The sequence below is a fragment of the Lentzea tibetensis genome, from assembly GCF_007845675.1.
GTDB classification, from domain to species: domain Bacteria; phylum Actinomycetota; class Actinomycetes; order Mycobacteriales; family Pseudonocardiaceae; genus Lentzea; species Lentzea tibetensis.
In genome coordinates this window covers 307,822-330,825 of the sequence record NZ_VOBR01000001.1, presented here as the reverse complement: position 1 = coordinate 330,825, position 23,004 = coordinate 307,822, and the positions used below count along the sequence as shown (strand labels likewise).

Here is a 23,004-nt window from a genome sequence, read left to right as displayed (position 1 = left end):
GCACGTTCTCCCGATGGTCCGGGCCCGCCGCGACCCGGTTTGCTGACACCATTCGCCGGTTCGACCGCGGGTGGGGGCTGATGCGCTTCTTCGTGCTGGGGCATCTCGAGGTCGTCGAGGACGGCAGGCCGGTGCCGCTCGTCGGCTTCCAGCAGCGGGCCGTGCTCGGTCACCTGCTGCTCAACGCGGGCCGCGTGGTGTCGGTCGACCAGCTGGTCGACGCGCTGTGGGGTGAAGAGTCACCGCTGACCGCGCGGAAGATGCTGCAGAACGCCGTGTCCGGGCTGCGCAGAGCGTTGCGCGGCGTGACGCTGGAGACTCGGCCACCCGGCTACCTGCTGCGCGTCGAGCCCGGCAGCCTCGACCTGGCGGAGTTCCACCGGCTCACCGAGCTCGGCCGCGCCGAGCTCGCGGACGGCGCGTGGGACACGGCGGCGCAGGTGCTGCGCGACGCGCTCGCGTTGTGGCGCGGCCCCGTGCTGGGCGACCTGGGGCTGCGCTGGCCGGAGATCGTGGCCGCGGAGAACGCGCGGCTCAGCGCGTTCGAGGACTGCGTGGAGGCCGAGCTCGCGCTAGGCAGGCACCACGCCGTCGTCGACGAGCTGGAGTCGCTGGCCGCCGCAGAGCCCGCGCGGGAACGGTTGTGCGGTCAGCTGATGCTCGCGCTGTACCGGTGCGGCAGGCAGGCCGACGCGCTCAATTCCTACCTGCGCACGCGTTCGGCGCTGGTGGAGAACTACGGCCTCGATCCTGGCCGTGAGCTGCGCGAGCTGGAACGCGCGATCCTCGCGCAGGACCCCGCGCTGATGCCGCCAGCCGCGCCGTCGCGCGACTTCGCCGACGAGCCGTGCGTGGAGCGCAAGCAGGTCACCGTGCTCACCGTGATCGCGCAGCCCGAGCGGTGCGGCGACGACGACCCCGAGCACATCGACTCGGTGGTGCGCAAGGCTTCCGAGGTCGTGTGGAACGAGGTCGAACGGGCGGGCGGCACGGTGACCGTGACGGTCGGGCCGATGCTGGTAGCCGTCTTCGGCGCGCCGCACACCCGTGAGGACGACGCGGTGCGCGGCGTGGCCGCGGCGCTCGCGATCCGCGACGCGGCACCGGACGGCATCGCGGTGCGCGGCGCCGTGACGTCCGGTGAGGCGCTGGTGCGGTGGTGGCCGGACGCCCCGCGCACGCCGCCGTCCGTGACGGGCGCCGTGCTGGACCGGTCGCTCAGCCTGGCGTCCCGCGTGCCGTCGCGGCGGGTCCGGGTGTGCCAGGAGACCAGGCAGGCCACCGAGTTCGCCGTCGGCTACAGCCAGGACGGCGACGCGCTCGTGGTGCGCACGGAACGGGAACGCGTCGAGGGGCCGTTCGTGGAACGCGACTGCGAGCTGGGTGTGCTCGTCGGCCTGCTGGAACAGGTTCGCGGCACCCGGCGGCCGCACCTGGTCACCGTGCTGGGCGAGGCGGGCATCGGCAAGAGCAGGCTGGTGCGCAGGTTCGCCGGGCTGCTGGAGCACCGGCCAGGCTCCGTCGCCGTCCACTTCGGACTTCCCGACGACGTCGGTGCGCCGTCCGTGCTGGTCGTCGAAGACGTGCATCGGGCAGAGGAACGGGTGCTCGACCGGCTGGACGGGTTGCCGGAGCGGGCCGGCGCGGTGCCGTTGCTGATCGTCGTGACCGCGCGTCCCGAGCTGGTGCGGCGCAGGCCGATGTGGGGCGGCGGGAAGCGCGACGCGACCACGATGACGCTCGGGCCGTTGTCCGACGACGCGACGACGGTGCTGCTGAGGTCGTTGCTGGGCGGGGAGATCCCGGCCGGGCTGGCGCCGGACCTGCTGGCCCACGTGGGCGGGAACCCGTTGTTCGCGGCCGAGTACGCGTCCGTGCTGCGGGCGGGAGCGACGTCGCCGCTGCGCCCGCCCCGATCGGTGCACAACGTGATCGCGTCGCGGCTCGACGCGTTGCCAGCCACGGACAAGTCGGTGCTCCAGGAGGCTGCGCTGCTCGGTGACCCGGTGCGGCCGGACGCGCTCGCGGCGCTGGCCAAACGCGACCCCGCGGTGGTCGCCGAGTCGCTGGAACGTTTGGCGCGCGAGGACTTCCTGCGCCGCACCGCCACCGCGGGCTACGAGTTCCGGCACGTGCTGGTCCGCGATGTCGCGCGCTCGCAGCTGCCCAGGTCGTTGCGGCATCTCAAATGGCAATTACCGGCCAATGGGCCGGGAGTGGAACGCGGTGCGGCACCACCGACCTATGGTCGCCTCATGGAACTCATCACAGAGGTAGAACCCTTGCAGCGCAACAACATCTGGGACGGCCCTCCGGCAGAACCGCCGAGGGCGGTGCGGGACCGGTCAGGGTGAGCGGAGTCGGTCGAGCGCCGGGACGAGACGGCGGGCGAGCTCCTGGTCGGCGTGCTCCACCTCGGCGACCAGGAGGTCGGTGGCGGCGCTGAACGCGCGGCGCAGCTCGCCGGTGTCCGGTGATCGGACGAGCGTCCCGGTGAACGCCGCCGCGACGCCCGGCGGCAGGTCGTCCACCCCGCGTCCCTGCGCGGCGGGCACGCCGTGCCGCAGGCAGACCAGCGAGACGACGTTGTCGCGCATGTTGCTGATCATGTACTCGGCCGACCACACCCGGCCGCGTTCGATGCTCGACCGCGCGTGCAGCGCGTAGAGCCAGGCCGTTCCGATCAGCTGCTCCGCCACCGGCGGCCGCGCGTGCGGCAGCTCGTTGGCCGTGCCGAACACCAGCCGGAACGTGGGCGCGATCGCGCCGAACTCGTCGGGCGCCCAGAACGCCACGTCCACCTGCAGCGTGCTGGCCAGCAGGAACACCCGGAACAGCGTTGTTCCGCGGTGGACGTCCAAGTGGTGAACAGCGCCGTGTTCGGCGTACATGCGCTCGGTCCAGTCGCGGACCACGCCGTCGTGGTCCGCGACGGCCAGCGCCAGGTCGACGTCCGACCACCGGTCTTCGCGGCCGAGCGCGCCGGACCCGGTGATGGCGGCGGCCGTGATCCGGGGGTCGGCCCGCGCGGTCGCGATCAGCTCTTCGCGCAGTCTCAGTCGTGACTCCGGTGTGAACATCAGGGCATTTTCTCAGGGATCTGCCAGTTGTTTCTTCGGTATGCATGGCCTCATGGACGTGTAGGAGGTCAACATGCTGATGCAACGGACCGTGCGGACGGCGTCGTCCGAAGGGATGCGCCTGCACAACGCCGACGCCGTTCTCGCGGCCGGCCACGCGTTCGCGCTCGCGGACGGCATCGGTGACAACCCCGCCGCGGCGCGGGCCGCCCAGGTGGCCGTCGCGGCCGCCGTCCGCGCCCCCGACGCGGTGTCCGGTGTGCTCGCCGCGCAGGAAGCGCTGTCGGCGTGCATCGGCGACACGGTCCTCGTCGTGGCGACACCACGCGCCGACGGCTACGAGGTCGCCTGGGTCGGCGACGCGCGCGCCTACCATTGGGACGGTGACACCCTCACGCTGCTCACGACCGACCAGACCGTCGCGGAGTACTTCCGCAGCCGGGGCGCGGTGCCCGCGCCGCGGATGGAGCACGTCGTGACCAACACGGTCCGCCACTGCACGCCGGACAACATCGGGCGCACCACCGTCCGGTCCGGTCGCCTGGTGCTGACCTCGGACGGGGTGCACGGCCCGCTCCCGCACGCCGCGCTGACGGCGATCGCGGGCGGTGGCGACGCGGCGGCCCGGCTGGTGCGCGCCGCGCTGCACGCGGGCGGAACGGACAACGCCACGGCTCTCGTGGCCGGCTGACCCCACGGGAGGACGCGATGATCGAGTTTCTGCTGGCGGGCGCGCTGTCGCTGTTCATCCTGGTGCTGATCGCCAGGATGATCGTCGACTGGGCGGGTGTGCTGAACGCGCGCGGCAGCTTCGTGTACGGCGCGCGCCGGGTGACGTACGCGATCACCGAACCCGTGCTGTCCCCGGTGCGCCGGGTGCTGCCGCCGGTCCGGTTCGGCGCGGTCGGCATCGACCTCGCGTTCACCGTCGTGTTCATCGGCGCGATCCTGCTGCGTTCGGTCGTGGTCGCGATCTTCTGATCGGAGCGATCAGCGCCTGCGCAACGCCGTCCCGCCACTCAACGCCTCATCCACCCCGGCTGGGACTCCCGATCACCTGGACGCCACACCCGAGTGGCAGCCGCACGCCGGTGTGGCCAGCTTCGGAGCGGGCTTGTTCGCGGCCGCCTCGACGTCCGCGAGGATCTTCTGCCGCTGCTCCTTGGTGATCAGCCGTCCGCGCGCGACGACCGCGTGCACCTTGGTGGAATTGCGGATGTCGCGCAACGGGTCGGCGTCGAGCACGACGAGGTCGGCCACCTTGCCCGCGGTGACCGTGCCCATCGCGTGCTCCTTGCCGAGGAACCGCGCCACGTCACGGGTCATGGTCTGCAGCGCGCGCTTCGGCGTCAGGCCCGAGTCGACGAGGAGGGAGAGCTCGTCGTGCGCGCCGAAACCGGGCAGCGTGTAGGGGTTGCCGCAGTCCGTGCCGCCGATGATGCCGACGCCCGCGCGGTCCATCGTGGCGACCATGTGCTGCCGGAACTCGAGGAAGTCGCGTTGCTGCGCGATCTGCTCGGGTGTCTTCGGCGCCCAGACCTTGATGACGTCCGCCCAGTACGCCTTGAGGTCGGCCGGGATGTACTTGAGGCGCGGGTCGCCGGTGAACGTGTCCGCGGGCGAGGACATCACGCGCAGCACGGTCAGCGTCGGCGACTGCCAGGTGCCGTTGCGGGCGAACTTCTCGTACAGGCGCGCGGCTTTCGCGCGGTCGTGCGTGAGCGTCGCCTGCCGGTCCAGTTCACGGGCGGTGTTGTAGAACGCCCTCGGATTGGCCGGGTCGATCTGCGTCTCGGTGAGCTTGCGCAGGATGTCGTCCTGCCGGTACGAGGTGGAGATCGGCATGCCGTAGAGGTGCTCGAAGCACCGCATGCCCGCGTCGCTCGTCGGGCCGGCCGGGAGCCGCCACGGCAGATGTCCCGCGGTGGGCAGGCCGATCTTGCGGCCTTCGTCGATGAGCGCGGTGAGCGTGTCGGCGGCGAGGTACGAGTAGGCCTTGATGAAGTGGCCGCCGTCGATCTTGGCCTGCTGTGCCGCCGCGCGTGCCTCGGCCTCGTTGCTGACGACCGTCGCCATGGGCGCCCACACCGAGTTCGGCCCGTCGGTGAGGCTGCCCGCGATCTCCATGCGCGGCCCGAGCAGCTGGCCGCTCTCGATCTTCCGGTGGACCGCGAAGACCTCCGGGTAGCCCCACATCTCGCGGATGCCCGTGACGCCGTTGGCGATGTGCAGCGGGATGAAGATGTCCTCGGAGTACGCGTAGTGCGTGTGCATGTCCCACAGTCCGGGGATCACGAACTTGCCCCGCGCGTCCACGACCTTCGCCCCGTCGGGCACGACCGCGTGCACGCCCACGTACACGATCCGGTCACCGACGAGCACCACGCTGACGTCGCACTGGGGCGGCCCGTCGGTGCCGTCGACCACGGTCGCGTGCTTGATCACGGTCACCTGCTCGGCGGCTCTCGCCGTGGCCGGGAGCGCCACACCGGCGCTGATGACCGAAAGCCACTGAAGGAACTGCCTGCGACTGGTTCCCACGATGTCCCCGTTCGTCGATCTGCCCCGATCGTGGCAGCCCCCAGTTGGTTCTCACTGGAGCCCGATGGAAATGCGGATGCGCTCGTCCGGGTGGTCGGTGAAGATCGAGGTCATGAGCGCTTTCGAGGACCTGCTGGCGGAGGGCGCGTCCGCCCCGGTCGACGGCTGGGGCTTCTCGTGGTTCGACGGCAGAGCCACCGAGGAGCGCCCGTCGTGGGGCTACCTGAAGACGATCTCCGAGCGGATGGCCACCGCGCGGGCCGCACTGGACGTGCACACCGGCGGCGGCGAGGTGCTCGCCGAGGTGCCGGTCACTCCTCCGGTGCTGGTCGCGACCGAACACTGGCGGCCCAACGTGCGCATCGCCGCACGCAACCTCCCGCACGCCGCGGTGGTCGAGACGCGTGGCCTGCCGTTCGCCGACGAGTCGTTCGATCTCGTGGTGAGCAGGCATCCCACGTGGACCGACTGGCCGGAGATCGCTCGGGTGCTGGCGCCCGGCGGGACCTACCTGTCGCAGCAGGTGGGGACCGGGTCGGGGCGTGAGCTGACCGAGTACTTCCTCGGGCCGCAGACCCCGGACAACGGTCGTGATCCCTCGACCGCGGTTGCCGCGGCCGAGGCCGCCGGACTGACCGTGGTGGACGTGCGGGCCGAGTCGTTGAAGGCCGAGTTCTTCGACATCGCCGCGGTGATCGTCTACCTGCGCAAGGTCGTGTGGCTCGTGCCCGACTTCAGCGTGGAGAAGTACCGGGACTTGTTGGAGCGGATGCACGCCTCAATGCCATTCGTGTCACACACGGAACGGTTTCTGATCGAGGTTCGCAAATAGTCGTTCGCGCGGTCGGTTATCTTGTCCGCGTGAACACTGGGGGATTCAGAGCAGTAGTTGTCATGGTCGCGGCGCTGGCCGCTGCCGGTTGCACGCCTGGCGAGTCGGCGACGTCCTCGTCGGCCGGCCAGGCGAAGCACTTCGACGTCGCGGGCTTCGGGAAGCTGAAGCCGGGCATGTCCAAGCAGGACGCGCTCGCCACCGGCGAGCTCGGCGCCACGGGCGCAGGCAAGTCCGGCACGTGCGAGGACTACCGGTTCCAGAGCGGCCCCGCGCCCGACCCGGCGGAGCTGGCCGAGGACGCGGACGTCGAGAAGAAGTACGCGGACGCGCAGAAGGCCGCGGACGAGGCTCAGGCCAAGATCGGGCCGGTGCCGGGACCGAACGCCAGCGCCGCCGAGTTCGCCGACTCCGCGGAGCGCAACGCGGCAGCCGCCGAGGCCAGCGCCAAGGTGGCCGAGCTGGCGTCCGCGTCCACCGACCGGATCGTCAAGCGCGCCGAGGCCCGCGAGGCCCACGGTGGCGTCGTGTTCGGGCAGGACAAGCTCCGGCTGATCGTGGCGCCGCCCGGTGCCACGACGGCCAAGAACATCGGCAAGGACTCCACCCTCGAGCAGCTCAAGGCGGCGTACCCGGACCTGGTGTCCAAGGGCGAGGACGCCTACGAGCTGCCCGTGCCCGACCAGAAGGGCTGGGTGCTGACCTTCGACCTGAAGGCCGGAAAGGTCGTCGCGCTGATGCTCTTCAACCCGGAGATCAAATGTAGCTAAGAAGAATTGGCGGGCGGTGAAAGGGACTGGGCAGTCCCTTTCACTTGACCTGGAGTGCGCTCCATTTCCGACCACGACGACTGCATGCGCATCATCCACACCGCGCTGGACCACGGCACAACTTCGTGGACACGGCCGACATGTACTCGGTCGGCGAGTCGGAGGAGATCGTCGGCAAGGCGTTGCAGGGCCGCAGGGACGACGTGGTGCTGGCGAGGTCGAGGAGAGCCTGCGCAGGCTGCGCACCGACTGGATCGACCTCTACCAGGTCCACCGCCCGGATCACACGACGGACATCGCCGAGACGCTCGGCGTGCTCACCGACCTGGTGACGCAGGGCAAGATCCGCGCGTTCGGGTGTTCCAGCTTCCCCGCGTCGGACGTCGTCGAGGCGTATCACGTCGCGGAGCGGCGCAACCTGCAGCGGTTCCGGACCGAGCAGCCGCCGTACTCGTTGCTGGCGCGCGGGATCGAGGCCGAGCTGTTGCCGACGTGCGAACGGCTGGGCATGGGTGTGCTCGTGTGGAGTCCGCTGGCGTTCGGGTTCCTCACCGGCCGGTACCGCAAGGGCCAGGACATCGACCTGACGGCCGGGCGCGCGGCGCTGCGGCCCGCGCGGTTCGACCCGGCGCTGGCCGAAACGGCGGCCAAGCTCGATGCCGTCGAGCAGCTCGTCGAGGTCGCCGACGGCATCGGCCGGACGTTGCCCGAGCTCGCGATCGCTTTCGCCGCAGCGCATCCGGCGGTGACGTCCGTGATCATCGGGCCGCGCACGATGGAACAGCTGGAGGCGACGCTCAAGGGCGCCGACCTGGTGCTCGACGACGCGACGCTGGACCGGATCGACGAGATCGTCGCGCCCGGCACCAACGTGTACCGGGCGGACGGTGTGTGGCGGCCGCAGGCGCTGGTCGACCCGGCGCGCAGGCGCAGGCCGGTGGCCGAGCGAGCGGCGGGCTAGAACTTGTAGCGGACGATGTGGCCCATCCTGCGGAGCGCGGGGATGAGCCTGGCGATGCGGATCTGGATGCGGGTGCCCGTGGACACCCGGTCCAGCTCCGAGTCCGGGTAGGCGGTGCCGACGTCCAGTGCGCGAACGACCGTGAGCCCGAGCTTCTCGAGGTCGCGCGGGTCGTCGACGCCCCAGTGCAGGGTGGCGTTCGCCTTGCGCACCACGGGGTTCATCTTCTGCAGCTTGATGCCGAGCTTGCTGTACAGGTCGACGACCACCTCGCCGCGCGGGAACTTCGCGATGAGCCTGCGGAACAGCTCCTCGCCACCCTCCTCGGTGAGGTACATCGTCAGGCCCTCGGCGATGATCAGCGCGGGCCGGTCGGACGGCACCTGGTCGATCCAGGCGAAGTCCGTGACCGACGTGCCGATCTGGTGGTAGCTCTCGCGTGACGGGTAGATCTTCCTGCGCAGCTCGACCACCTCGGGGTAGTCGACGTCGAACCACGTGACGGTCGCGGGCGGGTCGAGCCGGAACACCCGGCTGTCCATGCCGCAGCCCATGTGCACGACGACCGCGTCCGGGTTGGCGCGCAGGAACTCGGCGGCCCACGCGTCCATCGGCTTGGCCCGGAGCACCACGGCCATCGCGAGGTTCTGATCCACCCCGAGCTTGCCGAAGTCGTAGTCGATCCGCCGGACCGCGTCGTCCGCCGCCTGGTCGCCGAGCACCGGGTCGGGCGACCGGTTGTCCAGCGCGCGGCCGTACAGCGTGGCCAGCATGGTCGCTTTCTCCTCGGTGAAATGAACCTTCTCCACTGCGCTCCCCCATCGGAAGTTTCACAAACTTCTGAACACTGTAGCGCTGTCGCTCGCTGATGGCGCCTGTGCTCCGCGACACAATGTGCCCATGACCGACTTCGGCATCATCGGACGAGGCTGGCGCGCGGACTTCTACCTGGAGCTGGCCCGCGTGCTGCCCGACCGCTTCCGGGTGGTCGGCGTGGTCACGCGCGACGCCGCGCGGGGCGACGAGATCACCGCGCGGTGGGGCGTGCCGACCTACCGGACCGCGGCCGAGCTGGTCGCCGCCGCACCGGCGTTCGTGGTGACGTCCGTGCCGCGCGACGCCAACCCCGGTGTCATCGAGGAACTGGTCGCGCACGGCATGCCGGTGCTGTCCGAGACGCCGCCCGCCGCGGACGTGCCCGGCCTGTTCGCCCTGTGGGACTCGGTCGGCGCGTCCGGGTTGGTGCAGGTCGCCGAGCAGTACCCGCTGCAACCACTGCACTCGGTGCGCCGGGACCTGGCGCGGCTGATCGGCACCGCGACCAGCGCTTCCGTGTCGTCGACGCACGACTACCACGCGGTCGCGCTGCTGCGCTCCTGGCTGGACGTCGGCTTCACGCCGGCGACCGTCGTCGCGCAGCGCTTCACCGAGTCCCTGCTGCGCGGCCCGGACCGCTCAGGCTGGCCCGAGCCCGAACTGGTCACCGCGCACCGCACCGTCGCGACGCTCTCGTTCGGCGACCGGGTCGGCTCGTACGACTTCACCGACGGCCAGTGGTGGCACCCGCTCCGCTCGCACCGGCACGTGCTGCGCGGCACGCACGGCGAGATCGTCGACGACGAGGTCGTGCGCATGGCCGACGCGCGGACACCCGTGCGCAGCCGGATCGAACGCCGGCAGACGGGCATCGGCAGCAACCTGGAGGGGTTCGCGCTGGACGCCCTGACGGTCGACGGGGCCGTGGTGTGGCGCAACCCGTACTTCCCGGCGCGGCTGTCGGACGAGGAGATCGCCATCGCGCGGTGTCTCGACCTCATGGCCGCGTGGGTGGACGGCGGGCCGCCGCTCTATCCGTTGGCTGAGGCGTGTCAGGACCACCTCCTGTCGTTGGCGATCGCGGAGTCGTGGCGGAGCGGGCGGCCGGTGACCACCGAGGCCGGACCTTGGGCAGCCGGTCAGCCGAGCGGGAAGTAGTGGGTCAGAGCGGCATTGCGGAACTTCCCCTCGGGGTCGTAGGCCGACAGGAGGTCAGCGAACCGAGACCAGGCCGGATAGCGCTCGGCCAAGGTGGCGGGCGGGATCTCGGACAGCTTCGCCCAGTGCGGGCGCGGGGACAGGGCGGCCTCGACCTCCGGGAGCACCGCTCGCACGGCTGCCGTGTCCGCGGTCCAGGTGAAGTGGACGGCCAGGCTGTCGGTGTCGAAAGAGGGGCTCAGCCAGTACGAGTCCGCGGCTACCGTGCGGACTTCGCAGGCCTGCACCAGCGGTGCGAACTACGGCGACAACGCCGACAGAGCGGTCAAAGCCGCTGCCGCGCGGGAGCGGGGCACGAAGTACTCGGTCTGGAGTTCGGCGCCCACGCTCGGCGTGAACTCGGCGCGGAAGTGCGGCAGGCGCTCGTGCCACGGACCCGGCACGCCGCCCTGCTGGGTGCAGTGCTCGGCCGACTGGGTCGGCACCGGGTGGCGTGGACCGGGAGCGGGCCTGCCGCCCGTCCACGACAGGTCGGCAGGCGGAGCACCGACCCGGCTCTTCGCCCACACGGAGACGGAGTCCGGCCAGGACACGAAAGCGCTGACGCTGTAGGCGCTGGCGAAGACGGCGTCCAGGTCGGACACCAGGGTCTCCCACGGCACGCCTTCCCACACCTGTTGCGACACCTGGAAAGCAGGCAGCACCTCCAAGGACACGCTCACGATCACGCCCAGGCCGCCCAGCGACACCACGGTGCCCGCGAGGTCCGCACCGGACACCGTCACCACGTCGCCCGTCGCCGTCACGAGCTCCAGCGAACGGACCGCGCTCGCCAGCGAACCGCAGGTGTCGCCCGAGCCGTGGGTCGCCGTCGTCACCGCGCCCGCCACGGTGATGTGCGGCAGCGACGGCATGCTGTGCAGCGCCAGATCCGAGGCGTCGAGCAGGGCGGCCAGCTTCGCCAGCCTCATGCCCGCGTCCACCCGCACCGTCGACCCCACCGAGAACACACGGGGCATGCGGTCCAGTGAGATCAACGTGCCCGTGGTGTCGGCGATCCGGCTGAACGAGTGGCCTGCGCCGACCGCGTGCACGTGATCCGACGACGCGACGACCGACTGCAGCTCCGCCAGGGACGAGGGCGACGAGTACCGAGCTGCCGAATATTCCACGTTGCCCGCCCAGTTCGCCTTCATGGGCGGGGGAGCGCGCGGTGCGCCTGCCAGGCGGCCGGCTGTCTGCCACCGGACGGGCTCACGCCGAGTGTGCGGGCGAACGTGCTCAGGTCGAGTGCGGGTCGGGTCATGGGGATGATTGTGCCGACGAGCACCGACAAAATCAGGAGCGTCTGGCCCGCTGGACCACCGGATCGGCCACCGGAGCCGCCGCGACCAGGCGTTGCGTGTACGGATCTGCCGGCGCGGAGAACACGTGCGTGCCCTGCTCGACGACGCGGCCCGAGTGCAGCACCGCCACCCGGTCGGCCAGCTGTTCGACGACCGCCAGGTCGTGGCTGATGAACAGGCAGGCGAACTTCAGCGACTCCTGCAACGACCGGAACAGGTCGAGGATCCGGGCCTGCACGGACACGTCCAGCGCGGAGGTGGGCTCGTCCGCGATCAGCAGGTCGGGGTCGAGCGCGATCGCCCGCGCGATGCCCACCCGCTGCCGCTGCCCGCCCGACAGCTCGTGCGGGTACCGCGACCGCAGCGCGGCCGACAACTGCACGGCGTCCAGCAGCGCGTCGACGCGCTGGTCGAGCGCCGAGCCGCGCAACGACGTGTGCAGCAGCAGTGGTTGCGCGATGCTGCGCGCGATCGTGGCGCGCGGGTTCAACGACGACAGCGGATCCTGGAACACCAGGCCGATCCGTCCGCGCACCTTCTTCAGCGAAGAGCCGCGCAACGACGAGATGTCCTGCCCGGACAACGTGATCGTGCCGTCGTAGGAAGGCACGAGCCCGGTGATCGCCCCGGCGATGGTGCTCTTCCCTGACCCGGACTCACCGACCAGGCCGAGCACCTCGCCCCGCCCGATCTCCAGGCTCACGTCGTCGACCGCGCGGAACTTCTTGTAGTGCACCGAAAGGGAGTCGAGTCGCAGCACCGGCGTGTCGACCACCCGCGCGGGACGGGCGGCCGACCCGAGCGAGATGACCGACGCGAGCAGCTGCCGCGTGTACTCCTCCTGCGGCGAAGCGAAGATCTCGAAGACCGGACCCTGCTCGACCACGCGCCCGTCGTGCATCACCACGACCCGGTCCGCGATGTCCGCCACCACGCCCATGTCGTGCGTGATCAGCAGGATCGCCGCGTCCAGGCGGCCCCGCAGGTCGCGCAGCAGCGCCAGGATCTCGGCCTGCACCGTGACGTCCAGCGCGGTCGTGGGCTCGTCCGCGATCAGCAGCGACGGCTCGTTCGCCACGGCCATCGCGATCACCACGCGCTGCAGCTGCCCACCGGACATCTCGTGCGGGTACGCCCTGAACCGCGCCACCGGCAGCCCGACCAGGCCGAGCAGCTCATGAGCCCGTGCACGGGCTTCGGACTTGGAACAGGACCGGTGTGCGCGCACGGCTTCCACGATCTGGTCGCCGACCGTGAACACCGGGTTCAGCGCGCTCATCGGCTCCTGGAACACCAGCCCGACCTCGTTGCCCCGCACCGAACGCAGCTCGGTGGGGGACAACGAGTACAGGTCGCGGCCGTTCAGGAAGGCCTTGCCGCGCACGGATGCCGTGCCGGGCAACAGGCCCAGCAACGACATCGCGGTCACGGTCTTGCCGGAACCCGACTCGCCGACGACGGCGAGCACCTCCCCGGCGGTCAGGGAGAACGAGACGTCCCTGACCGCCGGGGTGGCTCCGAAGTCCACCGAGACGGACTCCACGGACAGCAGACTCACGGGGTGATACCGACCTGGAGGTAGTTCGGGTACGCGGGGAAGTCGGCGATGAAGAAGTTGCCGACCTTCGAGCCGCGCAGGAACGAGTTGCGCGTGTAGATCAGCGGGACCACGGGGGAGTCCTCGAGGATCTTGCGGTCCAGCGCCGCCCACTTCTTGCCCGCCTCGGCGGGGTCGACGGTGGCCTGCGCCTCCTCGATCAGCTCGTCCACCTCGGGGTTCGAGTACCGCGCGCTGTTGTAGCCGCCGCCACCGATCTCCGACGTCGCGAAGAGCGGCTGGATGTTCGCGTTGGCGCTGGGGAAGTCCGGCTGCCACGAGGCGAGCGTCAGGTCGTACTTCGCGTCCGCGGCGGTGATCTCGGCGCGGTAGGCGTCGTCGTCGAGCGTCCTGATGTTCGTCTTGATTCCTGCCTTCAGCAGCGCCGCCTGCAGTGCCTGTGCCTTCTCCGGGTAGTTGTTGTCCGTGGACACCAGGAAGTCCAGGTTCTCCAGCCCGTTCGGGAACCCGGCGTCGGCGAGCAGCTTCTTCGCCTTCTCCTGGTCGCCGTTCGGCGGCGCCTCGTACAGGTTGAACTGCTCGCGCCCGACGATGCCCTGGGTGATCAGCGTGCTCGCCGTGTCACCGGCCAGCTGCGCGTTGCCCGCGGATGCGATCTGGTACTGCGCCTTGTCCACGGCGTACTGGAACGCCTGCCGCACCTTGGGGTTCGTCAGCTTCTGCGTGTTCAGCGCGAGGAAGGCCAGCGCACCGGACTTCGACGTCACGACCCGCTGCTTGGCCGACGCGTTGTTCTGCAGTTGCGCCAGCTGCGCGGGGGAGACGAACGACGAGCCGAACGCGAACTTGTCGTCGCCGGAGTCCGCGGCCAGCCGCTGCGAGACGACCGACGCCTCCTGGCCCAGCTGGATCACGACCTGCTCGGGCAGCCCGGCGCGGATCGTGTCGGAAGCCTTGTCCCAGTTCGGGTTGCGTGAGAGCCGCGCCTCGACGCCCTTCTGGTACTTGGCGACCTGGAAGGGGCCGGACGCGAACGGGTGTTCGCTGTAGTCCGGCTCGGCTCCCTTGCCCTTCGGCACCGGCGCGAACGCGGGGGTGCTCGCGATCCACGGCCAGTCGCCGTACGGACGGTTCAGCTCGAACACGATGGTCTTCGCGTCGGGCGTCTTGACGGAGTCGAGCTCTTTGCCCTCGAACGGGCCGCGGTACTCGGCACCGCCGACGAGCAGCTGCTTGTGGTAGCCGAGACCACCGGAGAACGCGGGCGCGAACGTGCGCTCGACGCCCCACTTCACGTCAGCGGACGTGATGGGCGAGCCGTCGTGGAACTTCTGGCCGTCCTTGAGCGTGAACGTCCACGTCTTGCCGTCGTTGGACGCCTTGCCGGTGTCCGCGAGGTCCGGGACGACCTCGGTCTGCTTGCCCTCGGCGTTGAGCCAGCCGGTGAGCCTGCGGTGCACGAGTCCGAGCGAGGTGATCGCGAGGCTCTGGCTCTTCGCCGGGTCGAAGTTCTGCGTCTGGCCCTGGTTCAGGATGTACAGCGTGCCGCCTGCCGCGGCCTGCTGGCCCTGACCGGTTCCCGGCTTCGGGTCGTTCGCACCGCACGCCGTCACGGCGACGGCCGCGAGCGCCACGGCGAGAAGTCTCTTGTGCAACACCGGATCTCTCCCCTCAGGTGAGACGTGCTCGGGGATCGAGCACGCCGTAGCACAGGTCGACGAGCGCGTTCGCGACGACGACCAGGAAGCCTGCGAACAAGGTGCAGCCCAGCACGAGCGGCAGGTCGCGGCTGTGCACCGCGTTGATCAGCAGCCCGCCGAGACCCGGCAGGCTGAACACGGACTCGGTGATCACCGCACCGCCGAGCAGGCCGCCGAGGTCGATGCCGACGAGCGTCACCACCGGCAGCAGCACGTTGCGCAGCGCGTGCTTGCCGACGACCTTCGACTCGGACAGCCCCTTGGCGCGCGCCGTGCGGATGAAGTCCTCGTTCAGCGTCTCGAGCATCTGCGATCGCACCAGCCGCACGTAGAACGCGGCGTGCAGGAACGCGAGCACGATCCACGGCATGACCAGCCGCCACGCCCAGTCGACCGGGCTCTCGCTGAACGGCACGTACCCGCCGACCGGGACCACGTCCAGCGTGAAGCCGAACACCAGGATCCCCAGCAGGCCCACCAGGTACACCGGTGCGGACACGCCGGCGACGGACGCGGCGAGCGCGATCCGGTCGAACGCGGTGCCGCGCCGCAACGCCGCCAGCACGCCGAGCCCGATGCCGAACACCAGCCACAGCACCGCCGCGCCGATCGCGAGCGAGAACGTCACCGGCACGCGTTCGGCGATCAGCGTGACCACGTCGGTGTTCTGCTGGAACGAGTAGCCGAAGCACGGTGCGGCGCAGTGGATCGCGGTCGCGCCGGAGCCGAACGTGCGGCCCGCGGCGACGCCCACGAGGAAGTCGGTGAACTGCCGCCACCACGGGGAGTCCATGCCCATGAACTCCCGCGCCAGCGCGAGGTTCTGCTCGGTGCACGGCCGTCCGCAGGCGAGCTGTGCCGGATCCGACGGCACGAGGTAGAACACGGCGAACGTGCAGAACGCCACGATGAGCAGCACCAGCAGCATCCCGCCGATGCGCTGCGCGATCAGTCTGAGCATCAGCGGACCCCGGACTTGGGGTCGAGCGCGTCGCGCAGCCCGTCGCCGAACACGTTGAACCCCCACGTCGTCAGGAACAGCGCCAGGCCGGGGAAGATCAGCAGCATCGGGTCGGTGCCGACCCACTGGATCGCCTCGGAGATCGAACGGCCCCAGCTGGGCGTCGGCACCGGCACGCCGACGCCGAGGAACGACAGCGCCGCCTCCAGGCCGATCCTGCTGGGCACGGACAACGTCGCCACCACGATGATCGGCGCCCACAGGTTCGGCAGCAGCTCGGTGCGGAACACGTGCCACGGACCCGCGCCGAGCGTGCGGGCGGCGGCGACGAAGTTGCGCTGCTTGAGCGTGAGCGTCTGCGCCCGCACGATGCGCGCGATGCCGGGCCAGCCGAAGAAGCCGATGACCACGATCAGCAGCAGCGGCTTGGGGATCTCCGGCGGCGCCACCATGCTGATCGCGATCATGAACACCAGGTAGGGGAACCCGAGGAACACGTCGACCGCCCACGTGACGATCCGGTCGGTCCACCCGCCGAGGTAGCCGGCCGCCGCGCCCACCAGCACGCCCAGCACCACGGAGACCACAGTGGACGCGATACCGATGAAGAACGACGTGCGCGTGCCGTGCACCACGATGGCGAACAGGTCGCGCCCCGTCAGCGGCTCCACGCCGAACCAGTGGTCGCCGCTGATGCCGCCGAGCACACCGGCCGGTTGGCCGGTCGCCGGGTCGAGCGCGGCCGAGTCGTAGGTGTACGGGTCGTGGCCCGCGATCGTCGTCAGCAGGGTCGCGAAGACCGCGACGAACCCGATGACGGTCACCGTGACGGCGCCCGCGAGCGCCCAGCGGTCCCGGCGCAGCATGCGCAGGATCGCGGCAGGCACGGACTGCGCGACTGGAGCGGACAACGGTTACCTGCCTTGATCTGGGGGTGTGAGCACGATAAGCAGTCGGCGAACAGGTCCTGACCACCTCTCAGGATCTGGGATTCCGTCTGTGCCGGAGCCACCAGGCGACGCCGAGCACCGCCAGCAACGCGGTCGGCCGACGAGAAGTCCGGCCAGGACGGTCCACAGTGGAACTCCACCCGCATGGGCGACAGCGCCGCCGACGAGCATCCCGCAGCTACAGTCAGCTCGATAGTTTCAGTGTTGACAGAAACTGAGCCTTCCGCGCCTCAGCCCGTATCTTGAGAAACCGTTTTCAAACAACCGCCACGAGGACGCACGATGCGCGGGTGACCATCACTCGCGCCTCCACTGGTGCCAAGCCGGTGCTCCTGCTCGGGGCGGTGAGCGTGGCGGTCGGCGTCTCCACCGCGTTCGCGATGCCGTTCGGCTCGCTCTTCCTCACCACCGAGGTGGGGGTGTCGCCGCTGGCGCTCGGCACGTTCATGCTGATCACGCCGGTCGCGTCGGTGGTCGCCAGCACGGTGGTCGGCAGACTGTCCGACACCCGGATGCAACGGCGCACGCTGATGGTCATCGGCGGGCTGGCGGGTGCGGCGGGTGCCGCGCTCTTCGCGGTGCTGCGCGACTACTGGTTCCTGCTCGGCGCCTCCGCGACGTTCGTCGCCGTCGCGAGCTCGCTGATGCCGATGATCTTCGCGTACGCGCGCGGGCTCGAACGCAGCGGTCCGTTCGTGATCAGCAGCCTGCGGACGCTGTTCTCGGTGGCCTGGGTCGCGGGACCGCCGGTGGCCGCGCTGCTGGTCGCCACGTGGGGGTTCACCGGTCTCTACGTCAGCACGGCCGTGCTGTACGTGGTGGTCGCGGGACTGTCGCTGCTGCTGCCGTCCACGGTCGCCGTGGAGGCCGCGCCGCAGGACGACGCACCGGTGCGCGGGCAGCGGATCCCGCAGGTGGTCGCGGCGTTCGTGCTGCTCCAGGGCGCGACCGGCCTGGCGGTGTCCGGGCTCCCGCTGTTCGTCACGACCGAGCTGCACGGCACCGCGGGCGACGCGGGACTGGTGCTCGGGCTGTGCGCGGCACTGGAGATCCCGCTGATGCTGTGGCTGGGTGCGCTCGCGACGCGCAAGGACCTGCACCTGATCGTGCTGGCCGGTGCGGCCGTCGCGATCACCTACCACGCGACCATGCTGACGACGACCGGGATCTGGCAGGTCGCGGGCGCGCAGCTGCTGCACGCGGCGGCGATCTCGGCCGTGATGGGCGTCGGCATCTCGTACTTCCAGAGCCTCGAGCCGACGCGGCCGGGGCACGCGTCGACGCTGTTCAGCAACACCGCCACCGCGGGCGGCATGCTCGCAGGGCCGCTGCTCGGCGTGGCCCAGGCGGTGGGTTTCCGCTACACGTACGCGATCAGCCTGACCATGTGCGTTCTGGGCGTGACGCTGCTGGCGTTCGTACGTCGCCCCCGCTGAAAACGCGTACGTCTCCCGTTCGCGTCTACGTCACCGGACGGATGTTTCGCGCATCCGGCGGGGCCAGAGTCGGTACCGCACGAAGTCTTCGGTGTCGCAGTCCGTGGGCAAGCTCCGGCACCGCACCTGCCGACCCGTGCCGCACCGGTTACCCCCGCTCCGGGTGCGGCGCGGGTCGGCCCCCTTTGCCTTTCGGCGGGAGGCCGTCTCTCATGAACGTCACTTCGCAGCTCGACTCGCTGCGAGAGCTGTCCGACGCGAAGTCCTGGTACGAGGAGACCCTCGGCTGGCGGGTGTCGCTGGACGTGGGCAACCAGCGGCTCGTCATGCCGGTCGGACGGGACGTCGACGCGATCACCATGCCGGCCCGCATCGGCGTGGTCGTGCTCGCGCAGCTCCGCATCGCACTGCTGGCCGGACCTGTGGCGACGGTGCCCGGCGGCCGGTGGTACACGTTCCTCACCCTGCACGCGGCCCGTCCGCTGCTCCCCGCCGCGCTGCGCAGCGCACGCGTTCAGCTGGTCCCGAGGGGCGGCCAGGTGGTCATCCCGTCCGGCTGCGAGAACGACGCGTGGCGGTGGGTCGAGATGCCGCGGCCGTACTGCGTGCTGCCGTCCTGGTCGGCCGTGATCGTCGCGACCAAGCTGGCGGTGGCATCGGAATGACCACCGCGCTGGACTCGGTGCTGACGGCCGGTGTCTACGACCACCTGCTCGGCGGTGGCTACAACTTCGCGCTCGACCGGGTCGTGGCCACGCGCATCCTGAAGATCGCTCCGCAGGCCCGGACGTGGGCGCGGGCGAGCCGGTCGTTCGTCCGGGAGGCCGTGCTGCGCATGGTCGCCGCCGGGGTGCGTCAGATCATCGACCTCGGCTGCGGCGTGCCCTCGGTGATCGCGACGCACGAGATCGCCCCCACGTGCCGGGTTCTCTACGTGGACACCGATCCGGTCGTCGTGGAGTGCAACCGGCTGCACATCCGGAACCAGCTGATCGCCGACGCCGTCCAGGCCGACCTGCGCGACGTCGGCGCGGTGATGCGGCACTGGCTGATCGACCCCGACGAGCCGGTCGGGCTGCTCATGGGCGCGGTGCTGCACCACGTGCCCGACCCCACCTCCGCCATCACCGAGTACCGGGCGCGCTGTGCACCGGGGAGCCTGCTCGCCGCCTCGCACGTGTCGGGTGAGCGGCTCTCCCCGGTGCAACGGCAGCAGCTCGCGCGACTGTTCAGCCGGTTCGGGATCACCGTGGCCGACCGGAACAGCGCGCAGTTCGCGCGGCTGCTCGGGGCCTGGGAGCCGTCCGGTTTGCTGCCGCTGCCGCTCGGGTACGCGACTGTTGCCGGAGGTGTGGGCTCGCGACCGGGAGGTGGCGTTCGTGCCGCAGCAGCAGTGGAGCGACAAGCGTGAACGGCAGTACAAGCACATCAAGTCGTCGGCGAAGAAGCGCGGCGCCGGCGAGGACCGCGCCGAGGAGATCGCCGCGCGGACGGTGAACAAGAACCGCGCGCAGAGCGGCGAGGCCAAGGAAGCGAGCCGGACGTCGACCGAGGACATGTCGCCGCAGCGCCGCGGTGGCCTGCGGTCCGGCAAGCAGGGGCCCAAGGGGCCCACCCGCGACCAGCTCTACAACGAGGCTCGCAAGCGGAACATCAAGGGCCGCTCGAAGATGACGAAGAGCGAGTTGGTGAAGGCGCTCGGCCGCTGACCGTCACCAGGTCGGGCGGGCGCTGACGCCGCCGTCGACGACGAGGTCGTGTCCCGTGATCCACGCGGCGTGCCCGGAGGCGAGGAAGACGCAGGCGTTGCCCACGTCCTCCGGGGTGCCGAGCCTGGTGAGCGGCGCGGCCTCCTGCCAGCGGCGCACCCCGTCCGGCCAGTCGTGCTCGATGGCGGGACGGCTGATCAGGCCGGGGGAGACCGTGTTGACCCTGATGCCGAACCGCCCGTACTCCAGTGCGGCCGACCGGGCGTGCATGATCAGCGCCGCCTTGGACGCGCTGTAGTGCGCGTGGCCCGGCGCCGGCCGGGTGCCTTCGATCGACGCGATGTGGGTGATCGAGCCACCGCGTTCCCGCATCACTGTCGCGGCGGCCTGCGTGCAGGCGAAGGCGCTGGTCAGGTTGGTGTCGACGACCTCGCGCCACTGCTCGGCCGTCATGTCGGCCAGTGGTTGGACGGGCTGCACGCCCGCGTTGTTGACGAGTGCGTCGAGCCCGCCCCGCCACGCTGTCGCCTCGTCGACCATCCGGGCGCAGTCGTTCTCGTCGGTGAGGTCGGCCGAGATCGCCGCGGCCTGGCCGCCCGCCGCCCTGATCTCGTGGACGAGGCTGTCGACCGAGCCCCCGAAGTGGTGCGCGACCACCGCCGCCCCGGCTTCGGCGAACCGGCGCGCGATGCCGTGACCGATGTTCCCGCTGGCACCGGTGACCAGCACGGTTCGTCCGGACAGGTCCATGATCTTCGACCGTACTAGATTGCCGGGCATGGACACGCCCTCCGCGCAGGCGCACATCGAGGTCTCCGCTCCGGCATCACAGGTGTACGCGCTGGTCAGCGACCTCTCAGGCATGGCTTCACTCGCGACGGAGTACACCAGGGGCCGCTGGCTCGGCGGTGCGGACGGACCGCGCGTCGGCGCCCGGTTCCGCGGCTCGAACCGGCGCGGCGTGCTGCGGTGGAGCACGGTCTCGACGGTCACGGACGCCTGGCCGGACAGGTTCGGCTTCGAGGTCTCGGCGCTCGGGCTGCGGGTGTCGCGCTGGCAGTACGACATCGAACCCACCGGCTCCGGCTGCCGCGTCACGGAGAGCACGTGGGACCGCCGCGCGGCGTGGCTGCGCCCGTTGACCGTGCTGGCGACGGGGGTGCGTGACCGGGCCCACGAGAACCAGCGCAACATCGAGAGCACCCTCGCGCGTCTGAAAGAGGTAGCCGAGCGGGCATGAGCTGGGCACGAATTAGGGTGGCGGCATGATTTTCTACTCCGACGAGGAATGCCGGACGCTGCGCACGGCCGTCTACGGCGCGATGGTGCTGGTGTCCCACGCTGATCCTGGGCCGGTGGTCGAGGAGCGGTTCGCCGGGATCAGGGCGATGGTCAACCTCTCGCGCGACCTGCGCGAGGTGCTGGGCAGCTCCCGCGTGAAGCTGCCGGAGGGCACGGAGGCCCAGCTCGAGGAGCGCGTGCTCGAGGCGCTGCGGCGCTCGATGAAGATCCTGGTCGCCAAGTCGCCCGAGGAGGCCGCGACGTTCCCCGGCGCCGTGCTCGCGATCTGCCGCGAGGTGGCCGAGGCCGACGGTCACCTGGCCGAGACCGAGGACGAAGTGGTGGGCAAGGTGCGGGACGCCCTGGCCGTCTGAACGGCTTCACCACAGGCCTGCGGAAAGCGCTTACCATGGCGTGATGCGAGCGGTTCAGGTTGTGGCGTACCACGAGCCCGTGCGCGTCACCGACGTCCCGGAGCCCGAGATCGAGGCGCCGGACGACGTGGTGGTGCGCATCGCGGGCGCCGGGATCTGCCGCACCGACCTGCACATACTCCAGGGCGAGCTGGCGGAGGCGTTCACGCCGGATCTGCCGTACACGCTGGGCCACGAGAACGCGGGCTGGGTGCACGAGGTGGGTCCGGCGGTGACCACGGTCCGGCCGGGCGACCCGGTGATCGTGCACCCGGCCGTCACCTGCGGGCACTGCGCGGGTTGCCGGTCGGGCAACGACATGCACTGCGGGAGCTGGCGGTTCCCCGGCGTGGACGGGTGGGACGGCGGCTACGCCGAGCTGATGCGCACCACGGCGCGGGCACTCGTCAAGCTGCCCGACGGCACGAACCCGACGCGACTCGCGCCGCACGCGGACGCCGGGCTCACGGCGATCCACGCGGTCAAGCGGCTGGTGCCGTTCACGCGGCCCGGCGCGACCGTGGTGGTGATCGGGTTCGGCGGGCTCGGGCACCTCGCGATCCAGTTGCTGCGCGAGTACACCAGCGCGGAGGTCGTGGTCGTCGACACCAGCGAGGAGCGGTTGCGCTGGGCCGAGGAGTTCGGACCCGACCGGACAGCATCATCGCTGGACGGGCTCGAAGCGGACGTCGTGCTCGACCTGGTCGGCGAAGGGGACGTGCCGCAGCGGGCGATGGACGTGTTGCGCAAGGGCGGGCTGTACTCGATCGTCGGCTACGGCGGGGGAGTGCGGCTCGACCACCTCGACATGATCAACCGCGAGCTCACCGTGCAGGGCAACCAGATCGGCTCGCACACCGACCTCGTCGACCTCGTCGAGCTGGTGCGGCGCGACCGGGTCCGGCTGGAGACGACGTGCTTCCCGCTCGACGACGTCGAGCAGGCGATGCACGAGGTGGCGGAGGGCAAGGTTCTCGGCCGCGCCGTTCTGGTGCCCTAGAAGTTGACCCTGATCATCATGCGGTACTCGTCGGCCAGCAGTGCGGCGGCCCGCAACTCTCCGGCCAGGCGGGCCAGGTCGAGGTCCTCGGAGTTCTTCGCCGTCCAGCCCACGGAGCCGTACAGGTCGTCGATCGACGCGCTGCGCAGGCCGTCCGCCACCGATCCGGGTGCGACGATCTTGGGGTCGTGCACGTAGTACGGCACGAAGAGCTCATAGCCGTCGAAGAGCTGCTCGAACTGGTCGTACGAGCCGTCACCGCAGGACAGCCCGTTGAGCCGCGTCAGCAGGCCGGGCCACGCGGTGGTCGCGGCCACGGTCACCTCGCCGGTCTCCTCGGCGTGGAAGGAGACCACGTCGGTGCCGTGCACGATGTTCAGTTCGTAGTCGTCGGTCGCGTACCGGCCGAGCTCCTTCCAGGCGGAGATCAGCTCGTCGCGGTCGTGGTTTTCGGGGTAGGCGACAACGCCCCAGGTGACACCCATCGGGCGA

General features: G+C 70.6%; 24 protein-coding genes and 1 pseudogene. 14 read left to right on the top strand and 11 right to left on the bottom strand.

Features of this window, described 5'->3' with window-relative positions:
• The first annotated feature begins 80 nt into the window (after window positions 1–80).
• Window positions 81–2,354, top strand: a complete 2,274-nt coding sequence (locus tag FKR81_RS01475; protein ID WP_146349036.1) for a BTAD domain-containing putative transcriptional regulator — start codon at window positions 81–83, stop codon at window positions 2,352–2,354.
• On the opposite strand, the gene FKR81_RS01470 is transcribed toward FKR81_RS01475, so the two are convergent.
• The gene (locus FKR81_RS01470; RefSeq protein ID WP_146349035.1) at window positions 2,346–3,080 is read right to left on the bottom strand and encodes a nucleotidyltransferase domain-containing protein; all 735 of its coding nucleotides are present in this window, start codon (window positions 3,078–3,080) and stop codon (window positions 2,346–2,348) included. The genes FKR81_RS01475 and FKR81_RS01470 overlap by 9 nt on opposite strands.
• 73 nt (window positions 3,081–3,153) lie before the next feature.
• Here FKR81_RS01470 and FKR81_RS01465 point away from each other — a divergent pair, with 73 nt between their 5' ends.
• Both FKR81_RS01465 and FKR81_RS01460 read left to right on the top strand, forming a co-directional pair.
• Complete coding sequence (locus tag FKR81_RS01465; RefSeq protein WP_146349034.1) at window positions 3,154–3,771, top strand: serine/threonine protein phosphatase; 618 nt, start codon at window positions 3,154–3,156, stop codon at window positions 3,769–3,771.
• Between the two features lie 17 nt (window positions 3,772–3,788).
• On the top strand, window positions 3,789–4,061 hold the full coding sequence (locus FKR81_RS01460) for a YggT family protein (protein WP_146349033.1): 273 nt from the start codon (window positions 3,789–3,791) through the stop codon (window positions 4,059–4,061).
• Between the two features lie 72 nt (window positions 4,062–4,133).
• Here the strand turns inward: FKR81_RS01460 and FKR81_RS01455 are convergent, their stop codons facing one another.
• Window positions 4,134–5,621, bottom strand: coding sequence for an amidohydrolase family protein (locus FKR81_RS01455; protein WP_146349032.1), 1,488 nt, complete (start codon window positions 5,619–5,621; stop codon window positions 4,134–4,136).
• 112 nt (window positions 5,622–5,733) lie between these two features.
• On the opposite strand from FKR81_RS01455, the gene FKR81_RS01450 reads away from it, so the two are divergent.
• From FKR81_RS01450 to FKR81_RS01440, 3 genes and pseudogenes are all read left to right on the top strand, one after another.
• Window positions 5,734–6,453: a methyltransferase domain-containing protein gene (locus FKR81_RS01450; RefSeq protein ID WP_146349031.1), complete on the top strand. Its 720-nt coding sequence runs from the start codon at window positions 5,734–5,736 to the stop codon at window positions 6,451–6,453.
• Window positions 6,454–6,482: 29 nt separating this feature from the next.
• Window positions 6,483–7,223 carry a hypothetical protein gene (locus FKR81_RS01445; RefSeq protein WP_146349030.1) on the top strand — a complete coding sequence of 247 codons (741 nt, stop codon included), beginning with the start codon at window positions 6,483–6,485 and terminating at the stop codon, window positions 7,221–7,223.
• Between the two features lie 140 nt (window positions 7,224–7,363).
• Window positions 7,364–8,184, top strand: a pseudogene (locus tag FKR81_RS01440) (aldo/keto reductase).
• Here the strand turns inward: FKR81_RS01440 and FKR81_RS01435 are convergent.
• Window positions 8,181–8,993, bottom strand: coding sequence for a class I SAM-dependent methyltransferase (locus FKR81_RS01435; RefSeq protein ID WP_146349029.1), 813 nt, complete (start codon window positions 8,991–8,993; stop codon window positions 8,181–8,183). The pseudogene FKR81_RS01440 and the gene FKR81_RS01435 sit on opposite strands and share 4 nt — an antisense overlap.
• Before the next feature lie 91 nt (window positions 8,994–9,084).
• Here FKR81_RS01435 and FKR81_RS01430 point away from each other — a divergent pair, with 91 nt between their 5' ends.
• The gene (locus tag FKR81_RS01430; protein WP_146349028.1) at window positions 9,085–10,158 is read left to right on the top strand and encodes a Gfo/Idh/MocA family oxidoreductase; all 1,074 of its coding nucleotides are present in this window, start codon (window positions 9,085–9,087) and stop codon (window positions 10,156–10,158) included.
• Here FKR81_RS01430 and FKR81_RS44265 read toward each other — a convergent pair.
• The 6 genes from FKR81_RS44265 to FKR81_RS01405 form a co-directional block, all read right to left on the bottom strand.
• The gene (locus FKR81_RS44265) at window positions 10,140–10,445 is read right to left on the bottom strand and encodes a D-arabinono-1,4-lactone oxidase (RefSeq protein ID WP_222598130.1); all 306 of its coding nucleotides are present in this window, start codon (window positions 10,443–10,445) and stop codon (window positions 10,140–10,142) included. The genes FKR81_RS01430 and FKR81_RS44265 overlap by 19 nt on opposite strands.
• Window positions 10,446–10,457: 12 nt before the next feature.
• The gene (locus tag FKR81_RS01425) at window positions 10,458–11,354 is read right to left on the bottom strand and encodes an FAD-binding protein (protein WP_222598129.1); all 897 of its coding nucleotides are present in this window, start codon (window positions 11,352–11,354) and stop codon (window positions 10,458–10,460) included.
• Window positions 11,355–11,496: 142 nt separating this feature from the next.
• The gene (locus FKR81_RS01420) at window positions 11,497–13,062 is read right to left on the bottom strand and encodes an ABC transporter ATP-binding protein (protein ID WP_146349027.1); all 1,566 of its coding nucleotides are present in this window, start codon (window positions 13,060–13,062) and stop codon (window positions 11,497–11,499) included.
• Window positions 13,059–14,720, bottom strand: coding sequence for an ABC transporter substrate-binding protein (locus FKR81_RS01415; RefSeq protein ID WP_407936495.1), 1,662 nt, complete (start codon window positions 14,718–14,720; stop codon window positions 13,059–13,061). Before FKR81_RS01415 ends, FKR81_RS01420 begins: the two co-directional genes overlap by 4 nt.
• Before the next feature lie 13 nt (window positions 14,721–14,733).
• Window positions 14,734–15,723, bottom strand: coding sequence for an ABC transporter permease (locus FKR81_RS01410; protein WP_146349026.1), 990 nt, complete (start codon window positions 15,721–15,723; stop codon window positions 14,734–14,736).
• On the bottom strand, window positions 15,723–16,589 hold the full coding sequence (locus tag FKR81_RS01405) for an ABC transporter permease (RefSeq protein WP_146349179.1): 867 nt from the start codon (window positions 16,587–16,589) through the stop codon (window positions 15,723–15,725). The genes FKR81_RS01410 and FKR81_RS01405 overlap by 1 nt, the downstream gene beginning before the upstream one ends.
• A gap of 374 nt (window positions 16,590–16,963) precedes the next feature.
• Here FKR81_RS01405 and FKR81_RS01400 point away from each other — a divergent pair, with 374 nt between their 5' ends.
• The 4 genes from FKR81_RS01400 to FKR81_RS01385 all read left to right on the top strand — a co-directional run bounded on the left by FKR81_RS01400 (window position 16,964) and on the right by FKR81_RS01385 (window position 19,818).
• Window positions 16,964–18,109, top strand: a complete 1,146-nt coding sequence (locus FKR81_RS01400) for a sugar efflux transporter (protein ID WP_235921181.1) — start codon at window positions 16,964–16,966, stop codon at window positions 18,107–18,109.
• 212 nt (window positions 18,110–18,321) lie between these two features.
• Window positions 18,322–18,774: a hypothetical protein gene (locus tag FKR81_RS01395; RefSeq protein WP_146349025.1), complete on the top strand. Its 453-nt coding sequence runs from the start codon at window positions 18,322–18,324 to the stop codon at window positions 18,772–18,774.
• Window positions 18,771–19,520: an SAM-dependent methyltransferase gene (locus FKR81_RS01390; protein ID WP_146349024.1), complete on the top strand. Its 750-nt coding sequence runs from the start codon at window positions 18,771–18,773 to the stop codon at window positions 19,518–19,520. Before FKR81_RS01395 ends, FKR81_RS01390 begins: the two co-directional genes overlap by 4 nt.
• The gene (locus FKR81_RS01385; protein WP_146349023.1) at window positions 19,489–19,818 is read left to right on the top strand and encodes a plasmid stabilization protein; all 330 of its coding nucleotides are present in this window, start codon (window positions 19,489–19,491) and stop codon (window positions 19,816–19,818) included. Before FKR81_RS01390 ends, FKR81_RS01385 begins: the two co-directional genes overlap by 32 nt.
• Before the next feature lie 3 nt (window positions 19,819–19,821).
• On the opposite strand, the gene FKR81_RS01380 is transcribed toward FKR81_RS01385, so the two are convergent.
• Window positions 19,822–20,568, bottom strand: a complete 747-nt coding sequence (locus FKR81_RS01380) for an SDR family NAD(P)-dependent oxidoreductase (protein ID WP_146349022.1) — start codon at window positions 20,566–20,568, stop codon at window positions 19,822–19,824.
• Between the two features lie 28 nt (window positions 20,569–20,596).
• Here FKR81_RS01380 and FKR81_RS01375 point away from each other — a divergent pair, with 28 nt between their 5' ends.
• Genes FKR81_RS01375 through FKR81_RS01365 form a run of 3 tightly spaced genes read left to right on the top strand, consistent with a single transcriptional unit; the run spans window position 20,597 to window position 22,512 of the window.
• The gene (locus FKR81_RS01375) at window positions 20,597–21,058 is read left to right on the top strand and encodes an SRPBCC family protein (RefSeq protein WP_146349021.1); all 462 of its coding nucleotides are present in this window, start codon (window positions 20,597–20,599) and stop codon (window positions 21,056–21,058) included.
• A gap of 25 nt (window positions 21,059–21,083) precedes the next feature.
• A complete protein-coding gene (locus FKR81_RS01370; RefSeq protein ID WP_146349020.1) occupies window positions 21,084–21,473 on the top strand; it encodes a tellurite resistance TerB family protein in 390 nt (129 codons plus the stop codon).
• Between the two features lie 43 nt (window positions 21,474–21,516).
• Window positions 21,517–22,512 (top strand): NAD(P)-dependent alcohol dehydrogenase, encoded by a 996-nt coding sequence (locus FKR81_RS01365; protein ID WP_146349019.1) that lies wholly within the window; start codon window positions 21,517–21,519, stop codon window positions 22,510–22,512.
• Here FKR81_RS01365 and FKR81_RS01360 read toward each other — a convergent pair.
• Window positions 22,509–22,997, bottom strand: coding sequence for a hypothetical protein (locus FKR81_RS01360; protein WP_146349018.1), 489 nt, complete (start codon window positions 22,995–22,997; stop codon window positions 22,509–22,511). The genes FKR81_RS01365 and FKR81_RS01360 overlap by 4 nt on opposite strands.
• Window positions 22,998–23,004 lie beyond the last annotated feature (7 nt).

Coding starts and splice junctions, on each gene's coding strand:
- FKR81_RS01450 (WP_146349031.1), top strand. CDS start 5,734: ATGAGCGCTTTCGAGGACCTGCTGGCGGAGGGCGCGTCCGCCCCGGTC.
- FKR81_RS01370 (WP_146349020.1), top strand. CDS start 21,084: ATGATTTTCTACTCCGACGAGGAATGCCGGACGCTGCGCACGGCCGTC.
- FKR81_RS01460 (WP_146349033.1), top strand. CDS start 3,789: ATGATCGAGTTTCTGCTGGCGGGCGCGCTGTCGCTGTTCATCCTGGTG.
- FKR81_RS01380 (WP_146349022.1), bottom strand. CDS start 20,568: ATGGACCTGTCCGGACGAACCGTGCTGGTCACCGGTGCCAGCGGGAAC.
- FKR81_RS01410 (WP_146349026.1), bottom strand. CDS start 15,723: ATGCTCAGACTGATCGCGCAGCGCATCGGCGGGATGCTGCTGGTGCTG.
- FKR81_RS01470 (WP_146349035.1), bottom strand. CDS start 3,080: ATGTTCACACCGGAGTCACGACTGAGACTGCGCGAAGAGCTGATCGCG.
- FKR81_RS01405 (WP_146349179.1), bottom strand. CDS start 16,589: ATGCTGCGCCGGGACCGCTGGGCGCTCGCGGGCGCCGTCACGGTGACC.
- FKR81_RS01395 (WP_146349025.1), top strand. CDS start 18,322: ATGAACGTCACTTCGCAGCTCGACTCGCTGCGAGAGCTGTCCGACGCG.
- FKR81_RS01475 (WP_146349036.1), top strand. CDS start 81: ATGCGCTTCTTCGTGCTGGGGCATCTCGAGGTCGTCGAGGACGGCAGG.
- FKR81_RS01390 (WP_146349024.1), top strand. CDS start 18,771: ATGACCACCGCGCTGGACTCGGTGCTGACGGCCGGTGTCTACGACCAC.
- FKR81_RS01425 (WP_222598129.1), bottom strand. CDS start 11,354: ATGAAGGCGAACTGGGCGGGCAACGTGGAATATTCGGCAGCTCGGTAC.
- FKR81_RS01360 (WP_146349018.1), bottom strand. CDS start 22,997: ATGGGTGTCACCTGGGGCGTTGTCGCCTACCCCGAAAACCACGACCGC.
- FKR81_RS01375 (WP_146349021.1), top strand. CDS start 20,597: ATGGACACGCCCTCCGCGCAGGCGCACATCGAGGTCTCCGCTCCGGCA.
- FKR81_RS01430 (WP_146349028.1), top strand. CDS start 9,085: ATGACCGACTTCGGCATCATCGGACGAGGCTGGCGCGCGGACTTCTAC.
- FKR81_RS01465 (WP_146349034.1), top strand. CDS start 3,154: ATGCTGATGCAACGGACCGTGCGGACGGCGTCGTCCGAAGGGATGCGC.
- FKR81_RS01365 (WP_146349019.1), top strand. CDS start 21,517: ATGCGAGCGGTTCAGGTTGTGGCGTACCACGAGCCCGTGCGCGTCACC.